We start from the raw sequence: 20,579 nt of genomic DNA, 5'->3' as shown, positions 1-20,579 counted from the left end.
GAGCGTGTTACCAAGAAAAGCAGCTCGTTTACCAAGGTCGAAGAGGCATTACCAAGAGGAAACCACGCTTCACCAAGAAGGGCTGTCGGTTTACTAAGAAGCAGAGTCGCATACCAAGAAGGATGAGCGTGTTAGCAAGAAGAGCAGCCAGATTACCAAGAAGCAAAGCACATTACCAAGAAGAACCCACTCTCTAACAAGAAGAACCCCCCTTTTACCAAGAACTACTCCACCCCCACCCCCCTCACAATAAAAGAAACGGACATTCGTCCGTTTCCTCATACTACCTTTATCCCCATAGCTCCTTAGAAATCTCAACGATATACTTAAGCTTCTCCCATTGCTCTTCTTCCGTTAAAATATTGCCGTGGTGTGTGGAGGCAAAACCACATTGAGGGCTTAGGCATAGTTGCTCTGCTGGTACATATTGTGTAGCTTCCTCAAATCGAGCTTTGATTGTTTCCTTATCTTCTAGCTCACCATGCTTAGAGGTAAATAAACCAAGTACAACAACTGGTCCGCCATTTGGAATGTGCTGTAGTGGTTCGAAATCTCCGGAACGATTATCGTCGTATTCTAAGAAAAATCCATCTACTTTTTCTTTTGCGAAGAGGGTTGGTGCAATTTTTGCATAGCTCCCTTCAAATGCCCATTTTGACCGGTAGTTCCCACGGCATAAATGAGTTGTGACTACCAAATCTTCAGGCTTGTCCTCTAATACGCCGTTTAGAACACGTAAAGCTAGTTCTATTAATTCTTCACGTGAGTGACCACTGTCGTTAAATGGGATCTCTGGTGCATTTAAGCCGGCGATATAGACATCGTCTAATTGAAGGTAACGACATCCTGCGTCATAGAAGGCTTGTACGGTATCGCGATAGGTTTGAATGACATCCTTTGTATATTCCTCAATGTCCGGATACACCTCGAGATTGCGAATGCCGGCATTAAACAATTGATTTGGGCTCGGAATGGTTTGTTTAGCAATGGCTCTGTCTCCCACGATCTCTTTAAATTGAATAAATTCTTGAATGTGAGGATGGTCTTGGTTAAAAGAGATTTTTCCAGTTACGCGGACATCATATGCCTCTGTATCCTCACCTTTAAATTTAAAGCCATGCTCTGGTATATATCCCTCGACTCCATGTAAATGCTCAAGGAAATCTGTGTGCCAGAATCTACGGCGAAATTCTCCGTCTGTCACGGCCTGTAGTCCAACCTCAATTTGTTTGTCCACCACTCTTTTAATTTCAGTTGTTTCAATGTCATGAAGTGCTTGTGCTGTGATGTTCCCTGCTTGGAAATCCTTTCTTGCCTGATGGATGCTTTCTGGTCGTAATAAACTTCCTACGTGGTCTGCTTTGAATGGTGCTTTTCCTTGTGCGCTGGTCATAACAATCTCTCCTTTTTCTCTCTATTCCTATCAAAAAATCCCCTCTTCCATAAGAAGAGGGGATGTGATTGACATGATAACCTGCTCTTCTTATCTTCATGGTATGACTACCACAGGAGTTGGCACAGTTCTTAAATAAGTCTGTTGCCGAGGTTTCAAAGGGCCAGTCCCTCCACCTCTCTGGATAAGAAAACTATTCAATTATTAGACTAACTATATGGTTTTCATAGACTTGTGTCAATAGCAAACTAGCTACTATATTCTCCCCCAGTTGTGATTCGCTCTGTACCAAACTCCTCCACCTGATAGGTTTTTTCATTAAAATAAATGGTGTGTTCCATAATGCCTTCTTTGCTATAGAAATGATCTGAGGCATCGAGTGGCAAGGATACGGTTGTTTTTTCACTGGCAGATTTATAGATAGCTGTTATCAGCTCTAATGTTTGTCTGCCTTGAATTCCATCAACAAGCACCGGTTTGTTTTCCTTAATGGCGGTGAGTACATCATAAATCTGGCCCCCATGTCCTTCATGATTCAGACTGGGCAGGTTGTTATAGGTCTGTTCCAGTGTTTGCTCGGTTGAGTGATCTTTTGATGGAAACCCGTTTTCGGTCGAAGTGGAGGCATAGACCTTCCATGGAACCGAGACACGTGCTTTTTCGCCTTGGAAGATAAGCTGCTGTTCCTCGCCGTGATGAATGACAGAGCTTGTAACTTGGGCCATCGTTCCATCAGCATACTTTAGAATAGCAACCGAAATGTCCTCGACCTCAGCGTTATCATGAGAGGTATTACTCATAACAGCTGTGACCTCTTGTGGCATTCCATTCATCCATTGCAGAATGTCGATATGATGTACGGCATGATTCAAAGTGCAGCCGCCGCCTTCTTTTTCCCACGTGCCTCTCCACCAAAGATCGTAGTAGCAGCTTCCCCTCCACCAGTAAGAGTCGACCTGACTGTGGACAACCTTTCCAATCAGCTTTTGATCAAGAACTTGTTTAACCTTCATCATCGGCGTGAAAAAGCGGTTTTGGGCAATGACAGAAACGATTCGATTTTCCTCAGCTGCCACCTTGTTAATCTCATCACATTCTTCAAGCGAAGATGCCATTGGTTTTTCAATGAGAACATGTTTTCCTGCTTTTAATAGTCTGATCGCAATATAAGCATGTGTCGATGGCGGTGTACAGATAGAAACTAAATCGATATCAGGATCCTCACAAATTTGATCAAAATCCTTGAAGACAGGAACTGTTCGCAGGTTATAGCTTTTACTTTTTTCCCTTGCTTTTTCTAAATCAATATCGCATAAAGTAGTAATTTGGCACAGTTCCTCAAATTTCTTATAGGCTTCAATATGTGCAGGGCTAATGGCACCAACACCAACAATTGCAACGTTTATCATACAAGCCTCCTCAGAATAAAAGCGTTTTCATTATTAGTTGAATCGTAATGTTGGTTTTAGAAGAAGTCAATACAAAAAATAAACTTCTTAAGTCACGTATTAATGAATTGAAGCATACACCAACCAGAGTCAAATGCGTAAATAAGACCAGTTTTTTTATATTTTTCCCAATAAGAGGGTTAGAAAGTAATGGATAGGGTAACTAAACCTTAGTAAAAAAAGTAAATCTATGGTTGATTTTCTAAATTAGAAAAAAAGGAGAGGCTAGGATGAAAAAATTCTTGATCGGAATGTTGAGTGTGAGTCTTCTGGCAGCATGCAGTCAGGGTACAGGTGGCAATGAAGCTGAAGCGGAGGAAGGTGATTCGGGTGAACAAGAAGAACAGGAGGAGTTAACGGCCGTTTCCGTGTTAGAACGAGCAGAGGAAGCTCATAATAATCTTAGTTCCGCCGAGGTATCTGTTAAAGAAATGGATCATTTCGGAATAAATATTGAGGGTGTTCTCTCATATCAGTTTGATGAAGGCATTGCTTATTATGAGAGCGAGCGTGGCGATGAAAAAATATATAATGACACTGAGGATATCATGTTAATCAGTGATTACGCTCAATTTACCCCGAATGAGGAAGCTTTGAAAGAGAGATACATTGAAACCAAAACAAATGAACATCAAAATCCTTTTTCTTATTACAAAGAGTTTGATCCGGACTTTTACGATAAATTCGAATTAAGTGAGCGCGATGCGATTTATGTACTTACGTATATAGGTGAAGAAGAGGATTATGAGTTACTTGTGGAAGGCTTCGGTGTTCTTCCGATCGCTTCATCCTTGCAACTAGGCGGCTATGAGGTAGATGACATCTCATCAGCAGATACGTCTGTTGATACGTTTCGCCTCTCATTTGATATTGATAAGGAAAGCTTCTTAGTTAAAGGCTATGAGTTACGCTCCTCTTTTGAAGTGGATGTGGACGGTTTTGATCGTGGATTTGATGCAGACGCCACCTATCTCTATGCAAGTACAAACGAAGAGATTGCCATTGAAAAACCTGATGTGGATGAAATGGCGGTAGATGGTTTGACGTACGACGAGCAAACGCGATATGAAGACGAAGCATTTCAATATGTAGATGCTGTCATTCAAGCTAACATTTATCAGAATGTAGATGAGTATGTAGAGCGCGCTCCTATTGGCTCTGAGGAAGAAAAAAGAGAATCGGGAGAAGCTGAACAGCAATCATTTCTCGAAGAATTTGCGATGGCCTTTGGTTTCGGAACGGGAGAGCTTGGTATGTCAGATGAAAAAGTGTTAGAGCTTACTGAAGCCTATGTACAAGGATATTCCCAATCTGAGTATATGATTGTTGATTCAAAAGCTGTAGCAGAGGATACATTCCAGGTTACGGTGAATGTTCAGGGTATTAATCAGGCTGAGATTGAGCGAGAACTAGACCTCTTACTCACAGAACAAGTGATGAATGGAAACCTGAACGAGGAGACAGAGGGCGACGAGATGGCTGATGCAATCATCGATGCGCTAGATAGACTTTATGGCGAAGGGCCATCACTCAATGAAGCCAGGGATATTACAGTAGAAGTCGTTCGTGCTGGCGGATCCTATATCCTGTTTGATCACTCAGAGTATATTAATGGGTTTATTAGCCCGTATTAATAAAAGCAGAGCTTGTCAACTACAAGGGTTGGCAAGCTTTTTGCAGCTTTTGAAACCTAATGTCCCCTCGTGCGTAACAAATGACTAGAGGTGATGGATATGAAAAAAATGATCATTTTTGTAGGGAGCTTCTCCATCTTTTATTTAGCTGTTCAATGGATATCAGGATACATACTAACAATGATGTATGCACCTTCAATCGTAGGAGGCGAGCAGACAGCAGTATCGTTTGGAGGCGTTTCAACACCATTTGTGTTCGCTTTATTCTCTGCAATCTTAGCATTTCTAATATCAAGTCAAATTGGGAAAAGGACTATGGAGGCTGTTTGATTGAAGGACCACTGAGAAGCGAGCTCGGTGGTTTTTCTTACGAAAGAGAACGACATGGAGGCTAAAGTGAATGAAACAACAACCCATATACGTGGAGATACCGATCTATGCCCCTCTTGAGGAAGTATGGCATGCCACGCAAGACCCAGTAAAGCATCAAGAATGGGATTTGAGGTTTTCCTCGATTACCTATCTTCCAAAAAGCGAGGGAGAGCCTCAATCCTTCCTTTATCAGACAAACATTGGATTGGGTCTTACGATCGCTGGGTGGGGTGAAAGCATTGGTTCCCATGATTTAAAAGACGGATCAAAAACGTCTTCATTACGCTTTGGCACAGACCAGATGCGGTCCTTAATTCGTGAGGGAAGAGGCTATTGGAAATATCATCAGCAGGAAGAACAGACCCTTTTTCTAACTCAATATGATTATGATGTTCGGTACGGGGCAGTTGGTCGCTTCATTGACCGGATCGGGTTTCGTCCAATGATTGGCTGGGCTACAGCACTTAGCTTTGATGTATTAAAAAGGGTATTAGAGAGGGGAGAAGCCCCTTCGTCTCAGTTTCTACGTTTTTTTAGTACCTGGCTTATGGTGTTCTTCTTTTGCTTTATTTGGCTTTATCATGGACTGGTACCAAAGCTCATAGCCGTACATCCAGAAGAAGTCATGATGATGCAAAGAGCATTAGGCTCTTCAAGTGAAGTAGCAATCATAGCTGTGAACATTCTAGGGATATTTGAGCTATTCATAGCGGTCATTTGGCTTCTATATCGTAATAAAAGGCAATTATTTCTGCTTCAGATCATCGGGTTTCCTATACTGACAATCACGTCCGCTTTTATCATGCCGGAGTTAGCATCAGCTCCATTTAATCCGATCACATTTAATCTGGCATTAACGGTATTATCGGTGATTGGTTTTTATCATTCAAAGGATATTCCATCAGCAAAAAGCTGTAAGCGTCAAAGGGGTTAGCGATGTCCATTTATAAAAAGGTGTTAGGAGACACATATAATCAATTACACCCAAAGCTTCAGGAGCGGTATCACTTTTCTTTTGAAAGAGAATTCCAAGCAGAGGGAGTCATGAAAAAAATTCGGACCGGCAAGAAATGGATGTATCCATTTTTAATAGTAGCTACAAGGTGGAACTTTCTTTTTCCTGAAAGTGGTGACGACATTCCATTTAAAATAGTAAATCGTGTGATGAGTCATTCAGACGGAAGCGAAGAGGTCCATTGGAATCGAATCTTTCATTTTCCTAATGTAACAAGGCATTTCTCTGCAAGAATGACCATAGATACGGAGAATAGCAGAGTCAGTGACTATTTAGGGGATCCAAGCTTATTTTATTCTGACTTATTTTTTCAAGTGAACAACGATGGTAGCCTGTCAGTGCGCTCGGGAAGGCAGAGACTGGTTTTGGGGAGAGTAGAAATTCCAATACCTAAAAGCTTGTACGGAAACGTGCATGTAGTGGAAGCATTTGATGATAAGGAGGGGGTTTTTACCATCTCAGTTCGAATATCAAATCAATTGATTGGAATGATTATGCAGTATGAAGGGTGTTTTAGCGAGGTGTGAATGGAGAGGAACGGATGAAAATCCGTTCCTCTTGAAGGCGCTAGTCTTCTTGGTAACGCCCCAGTCATCTTGGTAAAGGCACGAAACACCTTGGTAAGAGGAGCATCGATCTTGGTAAAGGCACGAAACATCTTGGTAAGAAAGCAATTCTTTTTGGTAACCCCCAGGACATCTTGGTAAAGGCACGAAACATCTTGGCAAGAGGAGCATCCATCTTGGTAACCCCTGGGACATCTTGGTAACGCCTCAGTCATCTTGGTAAAGGCACGAAACTGCTTGGTAAGAGTACCATCCATCTTGGTAACCCCCCGGACCTCTTGGAAAAGACATGAACACGTTGGCGAGAGACCCATTCTTCTTGCTAACACGCCAACTCCAAAAATACACTGCCATCTATCCTTTAAGGTTTTACCCCCACAACACGTATCCGCTTATAATCAGCTATCCATTTCCCTACCTGATACATAGAGTCCTTTAATGCCTTCTCAATATTCAAAATAATCGTATCGCGACTAGACTCAGACATTCCTTCAAAGAGGCTGCTACCAAACATTAGAATCCAGTTACGTAAGCCGTCCTCTCCTTCTAACGGAGTCGGTCGATCAAAATGCTGAGCTAGGATGACACGAAAGCCTGCCATCTCCATTAAACTCGTATATTCTGCAATGCTAGGAAAGTACCAAGGAAATTCTAGGTGAGCGCTAGGAACATTGCTTTGTTTTAATTGCTTAAACAGTTCATCCGTAATCTGTTTTACGTTTCCTTGTCCCCCGAATTCAGCTACAAAGCGTCCTTGTGATTTTAGGCTTTGAAAAATGGTTGATAGTGCTTGCTCGGGCGGCTTGACCCAATGAAGCACCGCGTTAGAAAAGATGGCATCGTATTCATCTTGATAGGGGAGCTTTGTTGCATTCAGGACGTGAAAAGAGAGATCTGGATATTTTGATTGCGCTTGCTGAACCATAGCAGGAGATTGATCAACGCCAGTTACCTTAGCCCCGGATTGAGCTATTTTAGTAGCTAAATCTCCAGTTCCACAGCCTAGATCTAAAATGGTTTCTCCTTCTAATGGATTTAACATATCCAATAATGCATGGCCATAATTTGATACAAATGAATGCTTGCCATCATAGGCTTGTGCATTCCAGCTATCAGTAGTCTGAGTCATAGCACACCCCTTTTAAGATTTGTTAAAACCCATCTTACCATGCTTCTGCAAGAGTGTTGCTTATCCACTAATATACGTACAAATAATTTGTCCACTTTTCATGTTCCAGGACTAGCAGGGATGGGAAACATATTTCTTATGAGACAATTTATGAAGGGAATACCAACTGAATTAGATGAATCCGCTAAGGTGAATGGTGCCAGTGACTTTGTCATTTTCTTTAGAATTATCCTGCCATTAATCACACCGGTTTTGATAGTTTGTGGTTTATTTTCATTTGTTGGCTCATGGAACGATTTCTTATGGCCAGTTATTGTCTATACAGATCAAAAAATGCCAGTCACTGCAGGGCTTTTGTTATTGCAGGATGTCTATGGCAACTATCGAATGATCGGGCAGTTGATGGGGTCTGCGATCCTCGCCATTATTCCAACTCTCATGCTTTTCTTCTTTGCACAAAAATATTTTGTGACTGCTATTAAGCTAAATTCAGGGATTAAGGAATGATAGCAATGGGAGAACTCATGATAAAGAGGAAATCGGAAAGGTCTTTGCTTACGCAGGATCGTTATGGAATATGATAACGGCCTTGCTCACCATCTTCAGCTATTATAGTTAGTTCGATCGTCAAGGAGAAGCAAGACTTGCTAGCCAAGAGCTTCAAACAATGCTAGCTGGGTCTCAGATGGTTAATAATGTTTTGCAGGTTATATTACTGTTTGGCATTTTTACTCTCATTGGAGCTATTATTACCTTCTTTCTTGCAGTAAAAATGAAAGACCATTCGATTCAAAAAGGCATTATGATCTGGATCGCTGTGTGGGGGATGATTTTGTTGTTTTCTATGGATATCCTTGGATTCTTGCTCTTTCTCATCGCTTTTGTTATCTATCTGGCAAAGAATAAAGCGATAAGATTAGCAGACCAACCTCAGGTGTACTAACCCATAAAGAGCGATCCTTAGAGGAACGCTCTTATATTTTTGGGGGGATTACTCTTTATTGTGTTGTTCATTTTCAGACTCTGTTTCTGGCATGCCGTAATTCCCGTTCATTGCTTGTTCTTCAGGGTCAAGATCAACTACATTTGTTTCGTGATCGCTTTGTTTTTCATTCTTTGCTTGATCTTCGTGTTCTTTTTTTTGATCCCTCATTCATATCACCACCTAAAACTAGGATCGCCGAATCCTATTGAATTATGTATAATTCTAGGTTTAATCTGAGAAAAAAGGGTATAAGTGGGATATCAGCGACTGGAGGAGAACACCTATGATGCTAAACCCTTGGATTCATGTTTGGATTCAGCCAAAGGAAGTTGTTAGGCAGCAGCTTGAGCGCGAGAATCGGGAGAAATATTTTATTGTATTCGCAGTAATGATTGGCATGCTCGTTTTTCTCACTCGATATGAACAGAATCATGTAAGTGTTGATATGTGGAGAGTACTCACCATTTCAGTTTTAGGAGGGGCGATCTTAGGGCCAATCCTATTCTACCTAGAATCATGGTGGGTTTCGGTTATAGGAAAGTGGATAGGTGGAGAAGGGACCCCAAGTGATCTGCGTGTGGCCAATATGCGTGGTGTTATTCTGCCTTCGCTTGTTATTATTCTGTTTCAATTCATTGAGATGTACATACAAGGAGAACGTTACTTTGTTAGCCAATATGCTTTGTATGAAGATGGCCAAATTGGATTAACGCAACTATATCAAGGTGTGGAAGACACGCCAGTACTTACTACTCTCATTTTTGTAGCTTCAGTCTGGCTTTTAGTACTACGATTTAACGCTGTAGGTGAGGCGCATGGTTTCTCTGCTTGGAAAGCGTTACTCGTCCATATTATTTCCATTGCAATCATCGCACTACCTTTATATCTAATCTTAACTATCCTGTAAGTAAACGGACTCATTTAAGGAGTGAAGAAAATGGATGAAAATCAGCGCTCGGAACAATTAAACCCTTGGCTTTACATTTGGATTAAACCTAGAGCTGTTATTAGACAAGAACTAGAAAAGTCTGATCGGGAAAGGCATTTCATTCTTTTAGCTTTACTCATCGGAATTCCAACTTTGTTTACAAGCTATGAACTAAACCATTTTGATGTGAATTATGGATTCATCATTGGAATCAGTTTAATTGTGGGTCCAATTGCAAGTCTCATCATGCTTTATTTGAGTTCTTGGATTAGTGCTGTAGTAGGACGCTGGATTGGCGGAAACGGAAGGGCAGCCGATCTAAGGGTAGCTACGATGAGAGGCTGGATGATTCCGAGCTTAGCTACGTTATTTATTAGTTTTATTGACTTCCTCTTGCGTGGTGATGAGTATTTTATAAGTCCAGCAGCACGAACAGAGCCTAGAGAAATAGTAGGATTCATTGAATCACTTTCCTCAGGCATGAACTCTATCCTTGTTATTCCGTACTTTATCGTTTCTATTTGGGTATTTGTTATATATTTGAAATCAATAGGTGAAGCACATAACTTTTCTGCTTGGATGTCACTTTTGATGACCATCATTATTGTGGCCCTAATATTTATACCACTTGTTTTCATCGTTCTTTTATTTACCGCGGTTTTTGCTTTTTAGTTTAGGAAGCGGCTGGAACAGACGTATTATAACTATTATAAAAGCTGAAGAATGTTGGAGGCTCTCCATTCATTGTTCAGCTTTTTGATTGTATAAAAATAAAAGAGGGTGGATCTCGCTTCGGAGATACACGTTGCTTGTATAAATACATGGAGGAATGGGAGGGTCTCTGAGTATCGTTCTTCGGCTGCCGCTCCCGAAAATGGGGGCACGCTTACCGCGGAAAGGTAATGAGCTAACCCGACTCCGTCGATTTATCTCATTGAACCTTTATATCCCGCAGGTGTCGGCCCTCCATTTTCGTCTGCTAGGTGGGTGGGGGGCATTAAGAATATGAAGATTAAGCTACAAATGACAGTAAATATTGATCAACTTTTAAAAGTCAGCACAAGGGGACTTAACAGCCGCCCCGGAAAGTGAAGTGTATTTCCGAAGCGGAGCCTAACTCTCCCCTTTAAAAAAGAAGTCCCAACGATTATATGTTAAGTCAACATAATTGTTCGCGCACCCATGAGATAAAAACACTTATGTCCCAATCTCATTTCTTTATTCCTCAAGCATTTCTCTAGAAAGCTCTGCGGCTCTGGTTACCGTTTCTTCTGCAGTCAAATCCCCTAAGAACATAAGTTCATACAAATCAGCAAGCTCAGTTGGCAGACCTGCGGCGGTATTCTCGTAATCTGCTACACGCCCAACCTCGCGCGCATCAACTAAGTAATAAATGTGTTCAGGCTCTTGTCCTTCTAGTACTAGTTCATCTATGCCCGTCACAGAGGGAATGGCATTTCCTTCGGCGGTCAGTCTAATTTCTTGTCCCTCTCTTGAGACATAATACGATTGAAATAACTGAGCTGCTTCGAGGTGCTCTGTATTAGCATTAACTGCTAGATACCCCATGCCTAAATGGGCCGTCTCGATTTCGTTATCAGTATTACTAGGCCAAGGGATATAATCAAAGTCTAAGTCGGTTTCCAAAAACATTGGAGTAAGCCATCTGCCTGCTCCTACGAGTCCAACCTGGCTAGACATAAATAGGGCCTCCGTTCCCTGCCCTTCTGGAAGGGTTCCACTGAAGACGAAATTTCCTTCACTCACCATTCTAGAAATAAATTCGTACGCTTCAAGTGTTTTTTCATCGTTATCTGCTACAATAGTTTCTCCATCCGAGAATTTCCCACCATTTGTCCAAATCCAATTTAAAACTACTTCATGAGAATTGCCTTGCACAAAGCCGTATTTCCCAGCTTCTTTTAGTTTATCAGTTATTTCTTCAACGGCATCCCAGTTCCATTCACCTTTATCAAAGTACTCTTGGGGAGATGTGGCCCCTACCTCTTCAAGCAGGCTCTTATTATAATAGAAAAGGTAAGGGTTGGTATCAACGGGTAATCCGAATATTTGTTCATCCTTCATCGTCGGTCCCCAAATGTCTCCGGCGAAATCATCAAACCGTACATAGGATTCATCGGATTCAAGAAACTCACTTACTGGAGCGATGGTGCCATTTTGAATAAGTGTAGAGATATCTCCAGCAGACAAATAAAACAAATCAGGAGCTTGCCCTCCTTGAAGTCTAGTTGTTAATGTTTGAAAGTAGTCCCCGCCAATTCCATTAAATTCGACATGAATATCGTCGTGCTGTTCATTAAAAGAGTCTACGGCCCTTTCATACACCAGCATTTCCTGTGGGTTCCCCCATGCAGAAAATGAAAGATGAATGTCCTTATCTTCACCTGAACTAGAAGAGCTACACGCTGCTAGCGTCAAAGTGCAAATGCATCCAACGAGTGTCATGATTTTTTTATTTTTCAAAAAGACCCTCCTCTAATTATAATAAAGCGCTTTCATTTTTCGAGATATATGATTGTTTTATTATAAAAAAAATAGAGTTCTCTCACTTTCATAATTGTCACTACCTAGTGGAAAAGACGTTTAATATTCTCACAAGAATGAAGAATGAATAAAGCCATCTTCTAAAGAGCAACTTAGAATTAATTAGTTTGATGAGGAAAAGGAGGAGGGGTCGTTATAGACTTACCAACTATTCATACGAATATCTGGGACGCGGTCATTGCAGTTCCATCCATTATCGTCTTATGCGAACTCGTCAAATGGTTTACGAAAATTCCGCATAGTTGGATTCCAACCTTGGCTAATGCCCTAGGACTTTTCATTTCCATATTCATCAGTCATCCAAACGACTGGCCAGCAGGAGTATTTATGGGGTTCTTTTATGGGAATGCAGCAGTTGGTAGCTATGCCGGATTAAGAACAGCTATACTTGCCTATCGTCAAAAGGACGAGGCTCTAAGTAAATCATAGCAACGTGCAAAACAGATTGTATTTCTAAAGTGTAGTCTAAGAGCTGAATCCACAAGGGTTTGGCTCTTCGTTGTGTTTACATATTGTAAAATTTTTGTACAACTATGCTAATCTTCAAACCTCTACTGTACAATATTATAAGGAGGTGTTTTTGATTGAAGAGATTCAGCAAAGCAGAAAGCGGTTGGATGCTTTATGATTGGGCTAATTCAGCTTATTCTGTCATTATTTCAACAGCTATTTTTCCTATTTTTTATAAAGCGAGTGCGGATGCTGCTGGAGTGGATGGTGTGGATTCAACAGCCTATCTTGGCTATACAATTGCAATTGCCACCTTTATATTGGCTATGCTCAGTCCTATTCTTGGCACGATTGCAGATTATGAGGGGTTAAAGAAAAAGTTCTTTGCGTTCTTTTTTGTCATTGGAGTGGTTTCAACCGGGCTACTGGCTGCGGTCCCTTATGATAGCTGGCTTGTACTTCTAGCTCTATATACGATTACTGCTATTGGCTTTGCTGGTGCAAATGTGTTTTATGATGCGTTCTTGGTGGACGTCACGAGGGAAGACAAGATGGATGATTTATCAGCAAGAGGGTATGGCTGGGGCTACATCGGTAGTGCCATACCGTTTCTAGTTTGTATAGCCATTATTATGCTCTCGCAAATGGAGATTCTGCCTTTATCAGTCACAGCTGCTAGTCAGATTTCATTTGTCATCACAGCCATTTGGTGGGCGGTTTTTACGATACCTATGCTGAAGCATGTTCATCAAATATACTTTATTACACGTGAAAAAAAACCTATAACGAATAGCTTTAAACGCCTTGGTGGAACATTAAAGAAAATTCGTCTCTACAAACCATTATTTTTATTTTTGATTGCTTATTTCTTTTATATTGATGGCGTCGGAACCATTATCAAGATGTCTACTGCTTACGGCACAGATTTAGGTATTTCTTCTACTAGCCTATTGCTTATCTTGTTTTTAACTCAGGTTGTCGCTGCGCCATTTGCTATTCTTTATGGGAGATTAGCTGAGCGGTTTACAGGCAAAAAGATGCTATACGTTGGCATAGGTGTGTATATCATTGTGTGTATCTATGCCTATTTTCTAAAGACCACCATCGATTTCTGGATTTTGGCTATGCTGGTCGCTACCTCGCAAGGCGGCTTACAAGCACTCAGCAGATCCTACTTTGCTAAGCTTATTCCCAAAGATCAGGCTAACGAATTTTTTGGATTTTATAATATCTTTGGTAAGTTTGCAGCCGTGATGGGACCCCTTCTTGTTGCTGTGACCGCTCAAATCACAGGGAGTACAAGTACGGGTGTACTCAGTCTGGTTGTTTTATTTATTATTGGTGGAGTGATCTTAGCCTTCGTACCGGAAACAAAACAGGAAGCAGGCATGGTTAGCGAATAATCTGAGATCTCAATCTTTCGGCTTATTCAGTGAATTTCTCCATATGCTATGATAAGTGTAGAGGGGGGATTAACTTATGGAAATGGGCGTGTATCAACAACAACATACTCAATTTTTGATGACTCAGGAACTGAAACAGGCGATTCAAGTGCTTCAATATTCTACTGCTGATCTAAGAGAATTTTTGAAGGAGCAAGCACTTGATAACCCACTTATTGAACTAAGCGAGTCGGCATTCGCTCAGCCACTATTTCAATCACCCCAAAAGATTTCAACGGATGCTAAGCATCGCGCTCTTGAAAATCATTCTGATACAAAAAGCATTTATGACATCTTAACTGAACAAGTCTCTTATATGAATCAACCATTACGTGATCGTAACCACCTCATTTATTTTATCCATTCATTAAATGAAGATGGGTATTTAACAGTTTCGTTAGAGGAGCTCTGCGATGAAAGAGGAATTTCCTTGCAGCTAGGAGAATCGTATATTCGCCTGCTCCAGGATTTGGAACCCACAGGGGTAGGAGCAAGAAGCATGAAGGAATGCTTGCTGCTCCAGCTAAAGAAACATCCTAAGTGGTCCGCGCTCGCTGAGGAAGTTGTTTTGAATCATATGGAACGACTAGCATCAAGAAGGTGGAAGGAGATTGCTAGGCTTTGTGAGGCCGAGCTTTCTGACATTCAAAAGGTTCACGATTTAATTAGCCAACTTGATCCCCATCCAGGAAAGAGCTTTTCTAAGGAGCTTCCACATTTTATTGAGGCAGACGTTATGATAGAAATTGGAACGAATGAGGAACCAGTAATAAAAATACAGGATTCGTTACTCGGCAACGTTCAGATTCATCTTGAATATAAGCATCAGCTATTAACCTGCGATATTCATGAGCACGTCCATTACGCTAAACAAAAGCTTAAAGAAGCCGAATGGTTAATTCAAAGTCTGACACAAAGACAACAAACGATTTATCGAGTAGCCAAGGTGATTGCTACACATCAAAAGGATTTTTTGACAACAAAACACGGTAAAATGAATCCGCTTACATTAAAAGAGATTGCTGAATCCATAGGGGTACACGAATCAACGGTCAGCAGGGCTACAACCAATAAATATGCTCAGACGCCTCGGGGATTGGTAGAGCTTAAGTCATTACTGTCAGCTGGACATCAATCCAAATCTAAAGACACATTAAAAACATGGCTCAAAGAATTTATTGAGTCGGAAAATAAACAACAGCCTTATTCAGATCAAGATTTGGTTCAAATGTATCAAGAGAAAGGAGTAGAACTATCACGACGAGCGATAGCCAAATATAGAGGGGAGCTTGGAATATACTCTTCACCTAAAAGAAAGAGATATAAATAAAATGCATAAATGATTTACAAATAAGAATCATTCCGATATACTGACTCCTATACACAGATCGTAATTATTACGAAAAAGGAGTCGGATGATGAAAAAAGGTTTAGCGATGGCGGGTGCAGCATTGTTATTTTTGAATGCATGCTCAGCTGGAACGGGAGACGAAGCAGAAGAAAAAGACACACTAGAGATCTACACAACGATCTTTCCAATAGAAGATTGGACAAAAAAAATCGGTGGTGACTATGTAGAGGTGACGAATATGGTGCCAGTTGGCTCTGACGCTCATACATATGAACCAACGCCATCAGAAATGGTGAAGGCAGCAAGTGCAGACGCCTTTTTCTATAGTGGAGCGGGTATGGAAGCCTTTGCTGAAAAGGTGGTAAATGTATTAGATGAGGACGTGGCAGTCCTTGAGGCGACCAATGGTGTAGAACTCATTGCTGATAGCCATGACCACGACCATGATTCTGAGGAGGGACATGACCATTCACACGATGAGGAAGAAGATCATGGTCATGAGCACGACCATGACCATGGTGAAGAGCACGAAGACCACGATCATGGTGGGGAAGCTCCAGAGACAATAGAAATAGATGGTCACTCTGATCATTACCACTCAGGCGATCATGTTCATTTAACTGCTACAGCTCCAAATGATGTGACCTCGGATGATTGGCACTGGTACACATTAGCACCAGGTGCAAATGCAGAGGATGAGACAGCTTGGGAGGCTGTGCCAGATAACGGTACAGCACAATATGAAGGGATTGCTGAGGATGGTCAACAAATCATCGCAAAGCTTTTTGGCGAAGATCATGAAGTATTAGCACAATCTGCCCCCGTGACCATTAACGTTGACGATCACGATGACGATGATCATGGACACAGTCACGGTGAATTTGATCCCCATGTATGGCTTGATCCTGTTTTGTCTATTGAACTTGCTGAGAATATTAAAGATCAGTTGATTGAATTAAAGCCAGAGCAGGAAGCTTATTTTACAGAGAACTTCGAGAACCTGGTTACCCAGTTTGAAGAACTAGATGCAGCATTTAACGAAGTAGCTGATAACGCAGAGATTGACACCTTTATCGTTTCACATGCAGGGTACGGATACTGGGAGAACCGCTACGGAATAAACCAAATTGGCATCGCAGGCATTTCACCAACAAATGAGCCTTCACAAAGTCAGCTCGTCCAAACGGTAGATCATGCAGAAGAGCTTGGGCTCCAGTATGTCCTGTTTGAGCCAAACATCACGCCAGCTGTAGCCGAAGTCGTCCAAACGGAAATAGGTGCAGAAGCTTTAACCATTTATCCACTCGAAGCATTAACCGACGAAGACGTAGCTAATGACGAGGATTACTTCTCGCTTATGTATAAAAATGTTGAAACGTTAAAGACGGTTTTATCAGCAGAATAAAGTAAAAGCAGCGACTCCTTTTGGAGGGCGCTGCTTTTCTGTGTTGAGGGTATTAGCATTATCCTTCCACAATCGCATAATAGTTTCTCCACTCACCATCAACCTCAACCATTAACATGTCTCCGTGGTCCTTCGCCGAATAAATCTTAGTTCCTACTGGGATTTTATTAGCCATTTCATCTTCAAAATCTGTGCTTGTTTCGTTTTGGGCTTGTATTTCTCCAACAACATCTTGAGGGGATAAGCTTAATTCATCTACCCAATCAATGTTTGTTTGATAAATGACAGCATTGAATTGAAAAATATCGGCATCTGGGGAAAGAGTTAGTACTTCTTCAGCATCAATATGGTCTATGACTGTTGTTATTTCTTCTGAGTTACCGGTTTCTGTTGTCTCGCCTTCAGTAGAGCAACCAAATAATGTAGCACAGCTAATTAAAACGATTAAAATGTGTATTCTTATTTTCATCTGGTCATCCTCCTCAGATTCTACTATTATTTTACATCAATCATATAGATACCTGCCATTTATTTTAACAAGTGGTGATTATTTTCTAGTAACCTGTCAAAACTAGCTAAAGAGATCAGAGATTAGCAGTGTTTGAGAGGAGAGATTGTGTATGTTTAGTAAATCACGGATTTTGGGGTTGTGTGCTTGTTTTGTATTTCTCTTTTTCTGGAGCGAGAAGGCAATGGCTGCAGAGGTAAACCTGGGTGAGGTGGATACACAAGTTTCGTTGAATGTCCGCGCTGAGCCAAGTGAGCAGGCTGCGATTATTGGCAGTCTTACTCCAGGTGTACAGGTTGAATATATTGAACTTGGGAATGGCTGGGGACAAATTACTTATGAGGGTCAGCTTGGTTTTGTGAGCACAGCTTACTTAATGAAGAAGGAACGTACTCCACAGTCTGAGCAACCTTCTTTACCACAAACGAAAGAATCATTGGATTTTGACCGAATTGTCATTGATGCAGGACATGGAGGCAGAGATCCAGGAGCCATTGGAAATGGTTTATACGAAAAGACAATCGCCTTATCCGTCGCTCATAAGGTGAAGAGTGAACTTGAGCAAGAAGGCATTGAGGTTTTGATGACGAGGGATGAGGATCTCTTTGTTACGCTAGAGGATCGAGTGTTGAAATCAAATCAATGGGGCGCGGATTTATTTGTTAGTATTCATGCCAATGGCTATGCAGACACTTCGGTAAGTGGGGTAGAGACATTCTATTATCATGGTAGTAGTCAGGGAAAGCAGGTGGCTAGTTCGATTCAGCAGCAGTTGGCCGAAAGTACAGGAAGTAGAAGTCGAGGAGTGTTTGCTGCTGACTTCTATGTACTTAAGTACTCCCGGATGCCCGCGGTCCTCGTTGAAACCGGTTTTGTTTCCAATGAAAAAGACGCCAGTTTACTAAAAACAGGAGAATACCAGCAAAAAGCAGCCAAGGCAATACGAGATGGAATCCTTGGTTAAGTGAAATATATTTATGAAGGCCCAAACGAGGATGTTGATTTAACATATCATCGTTTGGGTCTTCTTCTATGGATAAGTAGGCTACACTTCGGAAATACACTGAAAAAGTCATGTAAGAATGAGCTGACTGGCGCCGCTACAGAAGAACCCTACGCACCCGCAAGAACGGCCCCAGCCCTCGAAGTGGAAAACCACCACTTCGATGTCGGTCTGCTGCGTTCTGTTCCGCAGAAGTCTTCGGTTTCTCCTTCCGCTACTGTTCTGATTAACAAATAACGAACATTCTTTTTAAGGAAATGAGGGCTGTTATTGCTTCACATTCAGACACCCTACATTCCCTCCATGTACATATATAGCAGGCGCTTTATGTAATAGACTCTATGTAAGTTATCTCCTGCATCCTTGAATCCTTCCACTTATCAGCGGACGAAAATGGAGGGCCTACACCTGCGGGATGAAAAGGTTCAATGAGATAAATCGACGAAGTCGGGTTAGCTCATTACCTTCCCTCAGGTAAGTGCCCCCATTTTCGGTAGCGGCACCGAAGAACCGATACGCAGATAACCTCCAATCTCTCCATGTACTTATGCAAGCGAACTGTGCAGAACATCGAGAGTTTAGCCTTTTAAAGATGCCCAAACCTGATCAGGAAGGGGGATGCCTTCTTTTTTTCGCTTGAGTGCCGTTTGTGTTTCGATCTCCCCGGGAACGAGTACGCGTTCCGCTCCTTCAGCTGGAGTCACTTGATGTAGCTCTTGAATCATCTGATCAAGTCTTGAGGTAAAGCTATCGAGACCCGTGAAGATTGAAGGGTCAATTGCCATAAAGAAATGACCTAACTCTCTATTTTTATTGTAATCCCCGTACATTTTTGATACGTGTGGACCAAACGCTGCGCCTGTTAATAAGGCTGAGAATATCTCTACAACCATCGCAAGGCCATAGCCTTTAGGCCCTCCGAATGGTGAAAGGAAGGAGACGTTTTCTGGATTGGTTGTAGGTTTACCCTCAGCATCAACGCCCCAAGTATCAGGGATCGCATCACCGTATTCACGAGCATTTAAGATTTTACCAAGGGCTACATTGCTTGTGGCAAAATCAAGAATAACATGTTCTTCTGATTGAGCCGGAAAGCCAAACGCAATGGGGTTTGTTCCGAAAAATGGTTCAGATCCACCAAAAGGAACAACAATTTTATCAGTGTGCGACATCGCTATTCCGATTAGGTTTGCTGAGGCTGCTTGCTCTACAAAATAAGATAGTGCCCCGCAATGACTACTATTTTTAACGGCAATAGCGCTCATTCCTGACATTTTTGCCAGATTGATTGCTTCTGTCATCGCCTGTTTAGAGATGTAATGACCAAATCCGTTATCGCCATCCATGATTAGTGTGGAAGCAGAGGACTGAACGGTTGAGGGGTTAGCATTAGGGTTAATGCCTCCTTCTTTTATCCGCTTAATATAATGCTCCACACGCATGACTCCATGAGAATCAACCCCTCGAAGGTTTGCATGTACTAATACATCTGCAATATCTGCAGCAATTTCTTTTGATAAACCGGATTTTCTAAAAGCATCTACAGTGGTCTGCCTTAATTCTTCTTCTGAAATGATAATAGTCATAAAAGACCTCCTAATGAAAACGGTTAAATTCATACTAGCATACTTGTATGGTAGTGTGGTAGGATCATTTTTAGGAGGAGAGTGCTTCATGTATTTATCAAAAGCTAAAGTATCAACGAGGGATTTTGTATATGATACAATTCATGATTTAATCATGACACTTGAACTAGCGCCAGGGAAGGCTATTTCCGAAAAGGACATTGCTGATGAATTACAAGTCAGTCGAACGCCGGTACGCGAAGCATTCTTAAGATTATCTGAGGATGAATTATTACACGTGCTACCTCAGCGAGGATCCTTTGTTACCTTAATTGATGCGTCCCATGTAGAAGATGCTAGGTTTGTGCGCGAGCATACAGAGGCGGCTATTATTAGACTCGCATGCTCATCTTTTGATACGCATTGTATGAATCAATTGGAAAGCAATCTCACCGACCAAAAAGTTGCAAAAGTTGATGAGGATGAAGACGCTCTGTTCTCACTCGATAAAGAATTCCATCGGTTACTTGCTGAAGGAACAAATAAAATTCGAGTATGGGAAGTCAATCAACGAATGAACGTGCATTTAAACAGACTTAGAAAATTAAGTATGCACTCAAAAATGAATTGGGAGCTCTTGATTGAACAGCATGAGGCGTTAATTGAAGCTGTAAAAATGGGAAAAGCAGACATAGCAGAGCAATTAATGCGTCATCATTTAACTTTGTTGCAATATGATCAAGCAGCTCTAAAAGAGAAGTACCCTCACTACTTTAGTGCATAAAACAAGCTTATGGTTAAAGTAAGCGTTCTCAAAAGG

General features: G+C 41.5%; 20 protein-coding genes, 1 pseudogene and 1 riboswitch. Of the genes and pseudogenes, 14 read left to right on the top strand and 7 right to left on the bottom strand.

What is annotated here, in order from left to right; genetic code table 11:
• Positions 1-289: 289 nt before the first annotated feature.
• Together FN960_RS03945 and FN960_RS03940 are read right to left on the bottom strand one after the other, a co-directional pair.
• The gene (locus tag FN960_RS03945) at positions 290-1,393 is read right to left on the bottom strand and encodes a 5-methyltetrahydropteroyltriglutamate--homocysteine S-methyltransferase (protein ID WP_143847144.1); all 1,104 of its coding nucleotides are present in this window, start codon (positions 1,391-1,393) and stop codon (positions 290-292) included.
• Positions 1,394-1,480: 87 nt separating this feature from the next.
• Positions 1,481-1,584: riboswitch (SAM riboswitch) on the bottom strand.
• A gap of 57 nt (positions 1,585-1,641) precedes the next feature.
• The gene (locus FN960_RS03940; RefSeq protein ID WP_143847142.1) at positions 1,642-2,802 is read right to left on the bottom strand and encodes a Gfo/Idh/MocA family protein; all 1,161 of its coding nucleotides are present in this window, start codon (positions 2,800-2,802) and stop codon (positions 1,642-1,644) included.
• A 269-nt stretch (positions 2,803-3,071) separates the two neighbouring features.
• Here FN960_RS03940 and FN960_RS03935 point away from each other — a divergent pair, with 269 nt between their 5' ends.
• The 4 genes from FN960_RS03935 (at position 3,072) to FN960_RS03920 (ending at position 6,389) form a co-directional block, all read left to right on the top strand.
• Positions 3,072-4,475 (top strand): hypothetical protein, encoded by a 1,404-nt coding sequence (locus FN960_RS03935; RefSeq protein ID WP_143847140.1) that lies wholly within the window; start codon positions 3,072-3,074, stop codon positions 4,473-4,475.
• Positions 4,476-4,574: 99 nt separating this feature from the next.
• Positions 4,575-4,805 carry a hypothetical protein gene (locus FN960_RS03930; RefSeq protein ID WP_143847138.1) on the top strand — a complete coding sequence of 77 codons (231 nt, stop codon included), beginning with the start codon at positions 4,575-4,577 and terminating at the stop codon, positions 4,803-4,805.
• Positions 4,806-4,875: 70 nt separating this feature from the next.
• Positions 4,876-5,781, top strand: coding sequence for a DoxX-like family protein (locus tag FN960_RS03925; RefSeq protein ID WP_143847136.1), 906 nt, complete (start codon positions 4,876-4,878; stop codon positions 5,779-5,781).
• A 2-nt stretch (positions 5,782-5,783) separates the two neighbouring features.
• Positions 5,784-6,389 (top strand): DUF4166 domain-containing protein, encoded by a 606-nt coding sequence (locus FN960_RS03920; protein WP_143847134.1) that lies wholly within the window; start codon positions 5,784-5,786, stop codon positions 6,387-6,389.
• A 400-nt stretch (positions 6,390-6,789) separates the two neighbouring features.
• On the opposite strand, the gene FN960_RS03915 is transcribed toward FN960_RS03920, so the two are convergent.
• Positions 6,790-7,557 carry a class I SAM-dependent methyltransferase gene (locus FN960_RS03915; protein ID WP_143847132.1) on the bottom strand — a complete coding sequence of 256 codons (768 nt, stop codon included), beginning with the start codon at positions 7,555-7,557 and terminating at the stop codon, positions 6,790-6,792.
• Between the two features lie 102 nt (positions 7,558-7,659).
• On the opposite strand from FN960_RS03915, the pseudogene FN960_RS03910 reads away from it, so the two are divergent.
• Positions 7,660-8,064, top strand: a pseudogene (locus FN960_RS03910) (carbohydrate ABC transporter permease); the annotation flags it as partial.
• Between the two features lie 160 nt (positions 8,065-8,224).
• Positions 8,225-8,500, top strand: coding sequence for a hypothetical protein (locus FN960_RS03905; RefSeq protein ID WP_260681914.1), 276 nt, complete (start codon positions 8,225-8,227; stop codon positions 8,498-8,500).
• 48 nt (positions 8,501-8,548) lie between these two features.
• Here FN960_RS03905 and FN960_RS03900 read toward each other — a convergent pair whose 3' ends face one another.
• Positions 8,549-8,710, bottom strand: coding sequence for a DUF4021 domain-containing protein (locus FN960_RS03900; RefSeq protein ID WP_143847131.1), 162 nt, complete (start codon positions 8,708-8,710; stop codon positions 8,549-8,551).
• A 115-nt stretch (positions 8,711-8,825) separates the two neighbouring features.
• On the opposite strand from FN960_RS03900, the gene FN960_RS03895 reads away from it, so the two are divergent.
• Positions 8,826-9,449 carry a YIP1 family protein gene (locus FN960_RS03895; RefSeq protein ID WP_143847129.1) on the top strand — a complete coding sequence of 208 codons (624 nt, stop codon included), beginning with the start codon at positions 8,826-8,828 and terminating at the stop codon, positions 9,447-9,449.
• A gap of 30 nt (positions 9,450-9,479) precedes the next feature.
• Positions 9,480-10,142: a YIP1 family protein gene (locus FN960_RS03890; protein WP_143847127.1), complete on the top strand. Its 663-nt coding sequence runs from the start codon at positions 9,480-9,482 to the stop codon at positions 10,140-10,142.
• Between the two features lie 546 nt (positions 10,143-10,688).
• Here the strand turns inward: FN960_RS03890 and FN960_RS03885 are convergent.
• Positions 10,689-11,954 carry an ABC transporter substrate-binding protein gene (locus FN960_RS03885; protein WP_260681913.1) on the bottom strand — a complete coding sequence of 422 codons (1,266 nt, stop codon included), beginning with the start codon at positions 11,952-11,954 and terminating at the stop codon, positions 10,689-10,691.
• Between the two features lie 336 nt (positions 11,955-12,290).
• On the opposite strand from FN960_RS03885, the gene FN960_RS23325 reads away from it, so the two are divergent.
• The 4 genes from FN960_RS23325 to FN960_RS03865 all read left to right on the top strand — a co-directional run bounded on the left by FN960_RS23325 (position 12,291) and on the right by FN960_RS03865 (position 16,683).
• Complete coding sequence (locus tag FN960_RS23325; protein ID WP_306461600.1) at positions 12,291-12,464, top strand: hypothetical protein; 174 nt, start codon at positions 12,291-12,293, stop codon at positions 12,462-12,464.
• Positions 12,465-12,652: 188 nt separating this feature from the next.
• Entirely contained in the window at positions 12,653-13,888 is a 1,236-nt protein-coding gene (locus FN960_RS03875) for an MFS transporter (protein WP_143847660.1), read from the top strand.
• A 76-nt stretch (positions 13,889-13,964) separates the two neighbouring features.
• On the top strand, positions 13,965-15,257 hold the full coding sequence (rpoN, locus tag FN960_RS03870; RefSeq protein ID WP_143847123.1) for an RNA polymerase factor sigma-54: 1,293 nt from the start codon (positions 13,965-13,967) through the stop codon (positions 15,255-15,257).
• Positions 15,258-15,342: 85 nt separating this feature from the next.
• Entirely contained in the window at positions 15,343-16,683 is a 1,341-nt protein-coding gene (locus FN960_RS03865) for a metal ABC transporter solute-binding protein, Zn/Mn family (protein ID WP_143847121.1), read from the top strand.
• 58 nt (positions 16,684-16,741) lie between these two features.
• Here FN960_RS03865 and FN960_RS03860 read toward each other — a convergent pair whose 3' ends face one another.
• The gene (locus FN960_RS03860; protein WP_143847119.1) at positions 16,742-17,152 is read right to left on the bottom strand and encodes a hypothetical protein; all 411 of its coding nucleotides are present in this window, start codon (positions 17,150-17,152) and stop codon (positions 16,742-16,744) included.
• Between the two features lie 151 nt (positions 17,153-17,303).
• On the opposite strand from FN960_RS03860, the gene FN960_RS03855 reads away from it, so the two are divergent.
• Positions 17,304-18,155 carry an N-acetylmuramoyl-L-alanine amidase family protein gene (locus FN960_RS03855; protein WP_143847118.1) on the top strand — a complete coding sequence of 284 codons (852 nt, stop codon included), beginning with the start codon at positions 17,304-17,306 and terminating at the stop codon, positions 18,153-18,155.
• Positions 18,156-18,772: 617 nt separating this feature from the next.
• Here FN960_RS03855 and allD read toward each other — a convergent pair.
• Positions 18,773-19,780, bottom strand: a complete 1,008-nt coding sequence (gene allD / locus FN960_RS03850) for an ureidoglycolate dehydrogenase (RefSeq protein ID WP_185970904.1) — start codon at positions 19,778-19,780, stop codon at positions 18,773-18,775.
• Between the two features lie 88 nt (positions 19,781-19,868).
• Here allD and FN960_RS03845 point away from each other — a divergent pair, with 88 nt between their 5' ends.
• Positions 19,869-20,543 carry a GntR family transcriptional regulator gene (locus FN960_RS03845; RefSeq protein WP_143847116.1) on the top strand — a complete coding sequence of 225 codons (675 nt, stop codon included), beginning with the start codon at positions 19,869-19,871 and terminating at the stop codon, positions 20,541-20,543.
• Positions 20,544-20,579 lie beyond the last annotated feature (36 nt).

The organism is Alkalicoccobacillus porphyridii (genome assembly GCF_007293315.1).
Lineage (GTDB): Bacteria > Bacillota > Bacilli > Bacillales > Bacillaceae_D > Alkalicoccobacillus > Alkalicoccobacillus porphyridii.
The sequence above is the reverse complement of the archived record's forward strand: the minus strand, read 5'-3'. Positions and strand labels throughout refer to the sequence as shown.

Coding starts and splice junctions, on each gene's coding strand:
- rpoN (WP_143847123.1), top strand. CDS start 13,965: ATGGAAATGGGCGTGTATCAACAACAACATACTCAATTTTTGATGACT.
- FN960_RS03925 (WP_143847136.1), top strand. CDS start 4,876: ATGAAACAACAACCCATATACGTGGAGATACCGATCTATGCCCCTCTT.
- FN960_RS03865 (WP_143847121.1), top strand. CDS start 15,343: ATGATGAAAAAAGGTTTAGCGATGGCGGGTGCAGCATTGTTATTTTTG.
- FN960_RS03940 (WP_143847142.1), bottom strand. CDS start 2,802: ATGATAAACGTTGCAATTGTTGGTGTTGGTGCCATTAGCCCTGCACAT.
- FN960_RS03930 (WP_143847138.1), top strand. CDS start 4,575: ATGAAAAAAATGATCATTTTTGTAGGGAGCTTCTCCATCTTTTATTTA.
- FN960_RS03860 (WP_143847119.1), bottom strand. CDS start 17,152: ATGAAAATAAGAATACACATTTTAATCGTTTTAATTAGCTGTGCTACA.
- FN960_RS03945 (WP_143847144.1), bottom strand. CDS start 1,393: ATGACCAGCGCACAAGGAAAAGCACCATTCAAAGCAGACCACGTAGGA.
- FN960_RS03905 (WP_260681914.1), top strand. CDS start 8,225: ATGCTAGCTGGGTCTCAGATGGTTAATAATGTTTTGCAGGTTATATTA.
- FN960_RS03890 (WP_143847127.1), top strand. CDS start 9,480: ATGGATGAAAATCAGCGCTCGGAACAATTAAACCCTTGGCTTTACATT.
- allD (WP_185970904.1), bottom strand. CDS start 19,780: ATGACTATTATCATTTCAGAAGAAGAATTAAGGCAGACCACTGTAGAT.
- FN960_RS03900 (WP_143847131.1), bottom strand. CDS start 8,710: ATGAGGGATCAAAAAAAAGAACACGAAGATCAAGCAAAGAATGAAAAA.
- FN960_RS03855 (WP_143847118.1), top strand. CDS start 17,304: ATGTTTAGTAAATCACGGATTTTGGGGTTGTGTGCTTGTTTTGTATTT.
- FN960_RS03915 (WP_143847132.1), bottom strand. CDS start 7,557: ATGACTCAGACTACTGATAGCTGGAATGCACAAGCCTATGATGGCAAG.
- FN960_RS03895 (WP_143847129.1), top strand. CDS start 8,826: ATGATGCTAAACCCTTGGATTCATGTTTGGATTCAGCCAAAGGAAGTT.
- FN960_RS03845 (WP_143847116.1), top strand. CDS start 19,869: ATGTATTTATCAAAAGCTAAAGTATCAACGAGGGATTTTGTATATGAT.
- FN960_RS03935 (WP_143847140.1), top strand. CDS start 3,072: ATGAAAAAATTCTTGATCGGAATGTTGAGTGTGAGTCTTCTGGCAGCA.
- FN960_RS03875 (WP_143847660.1), top strand. CDS start 12,653: ATGCTTTATGATTGGGCTAATTCAGCTTATTCTGTCATTATTTCAACA.
- FN960_RS03920 (WP_143847134.1), top strand. CDS start 5,784: ATGTCCATTTATAAAAAGGTGTTAGGAGACACATATAATCAATTACAC.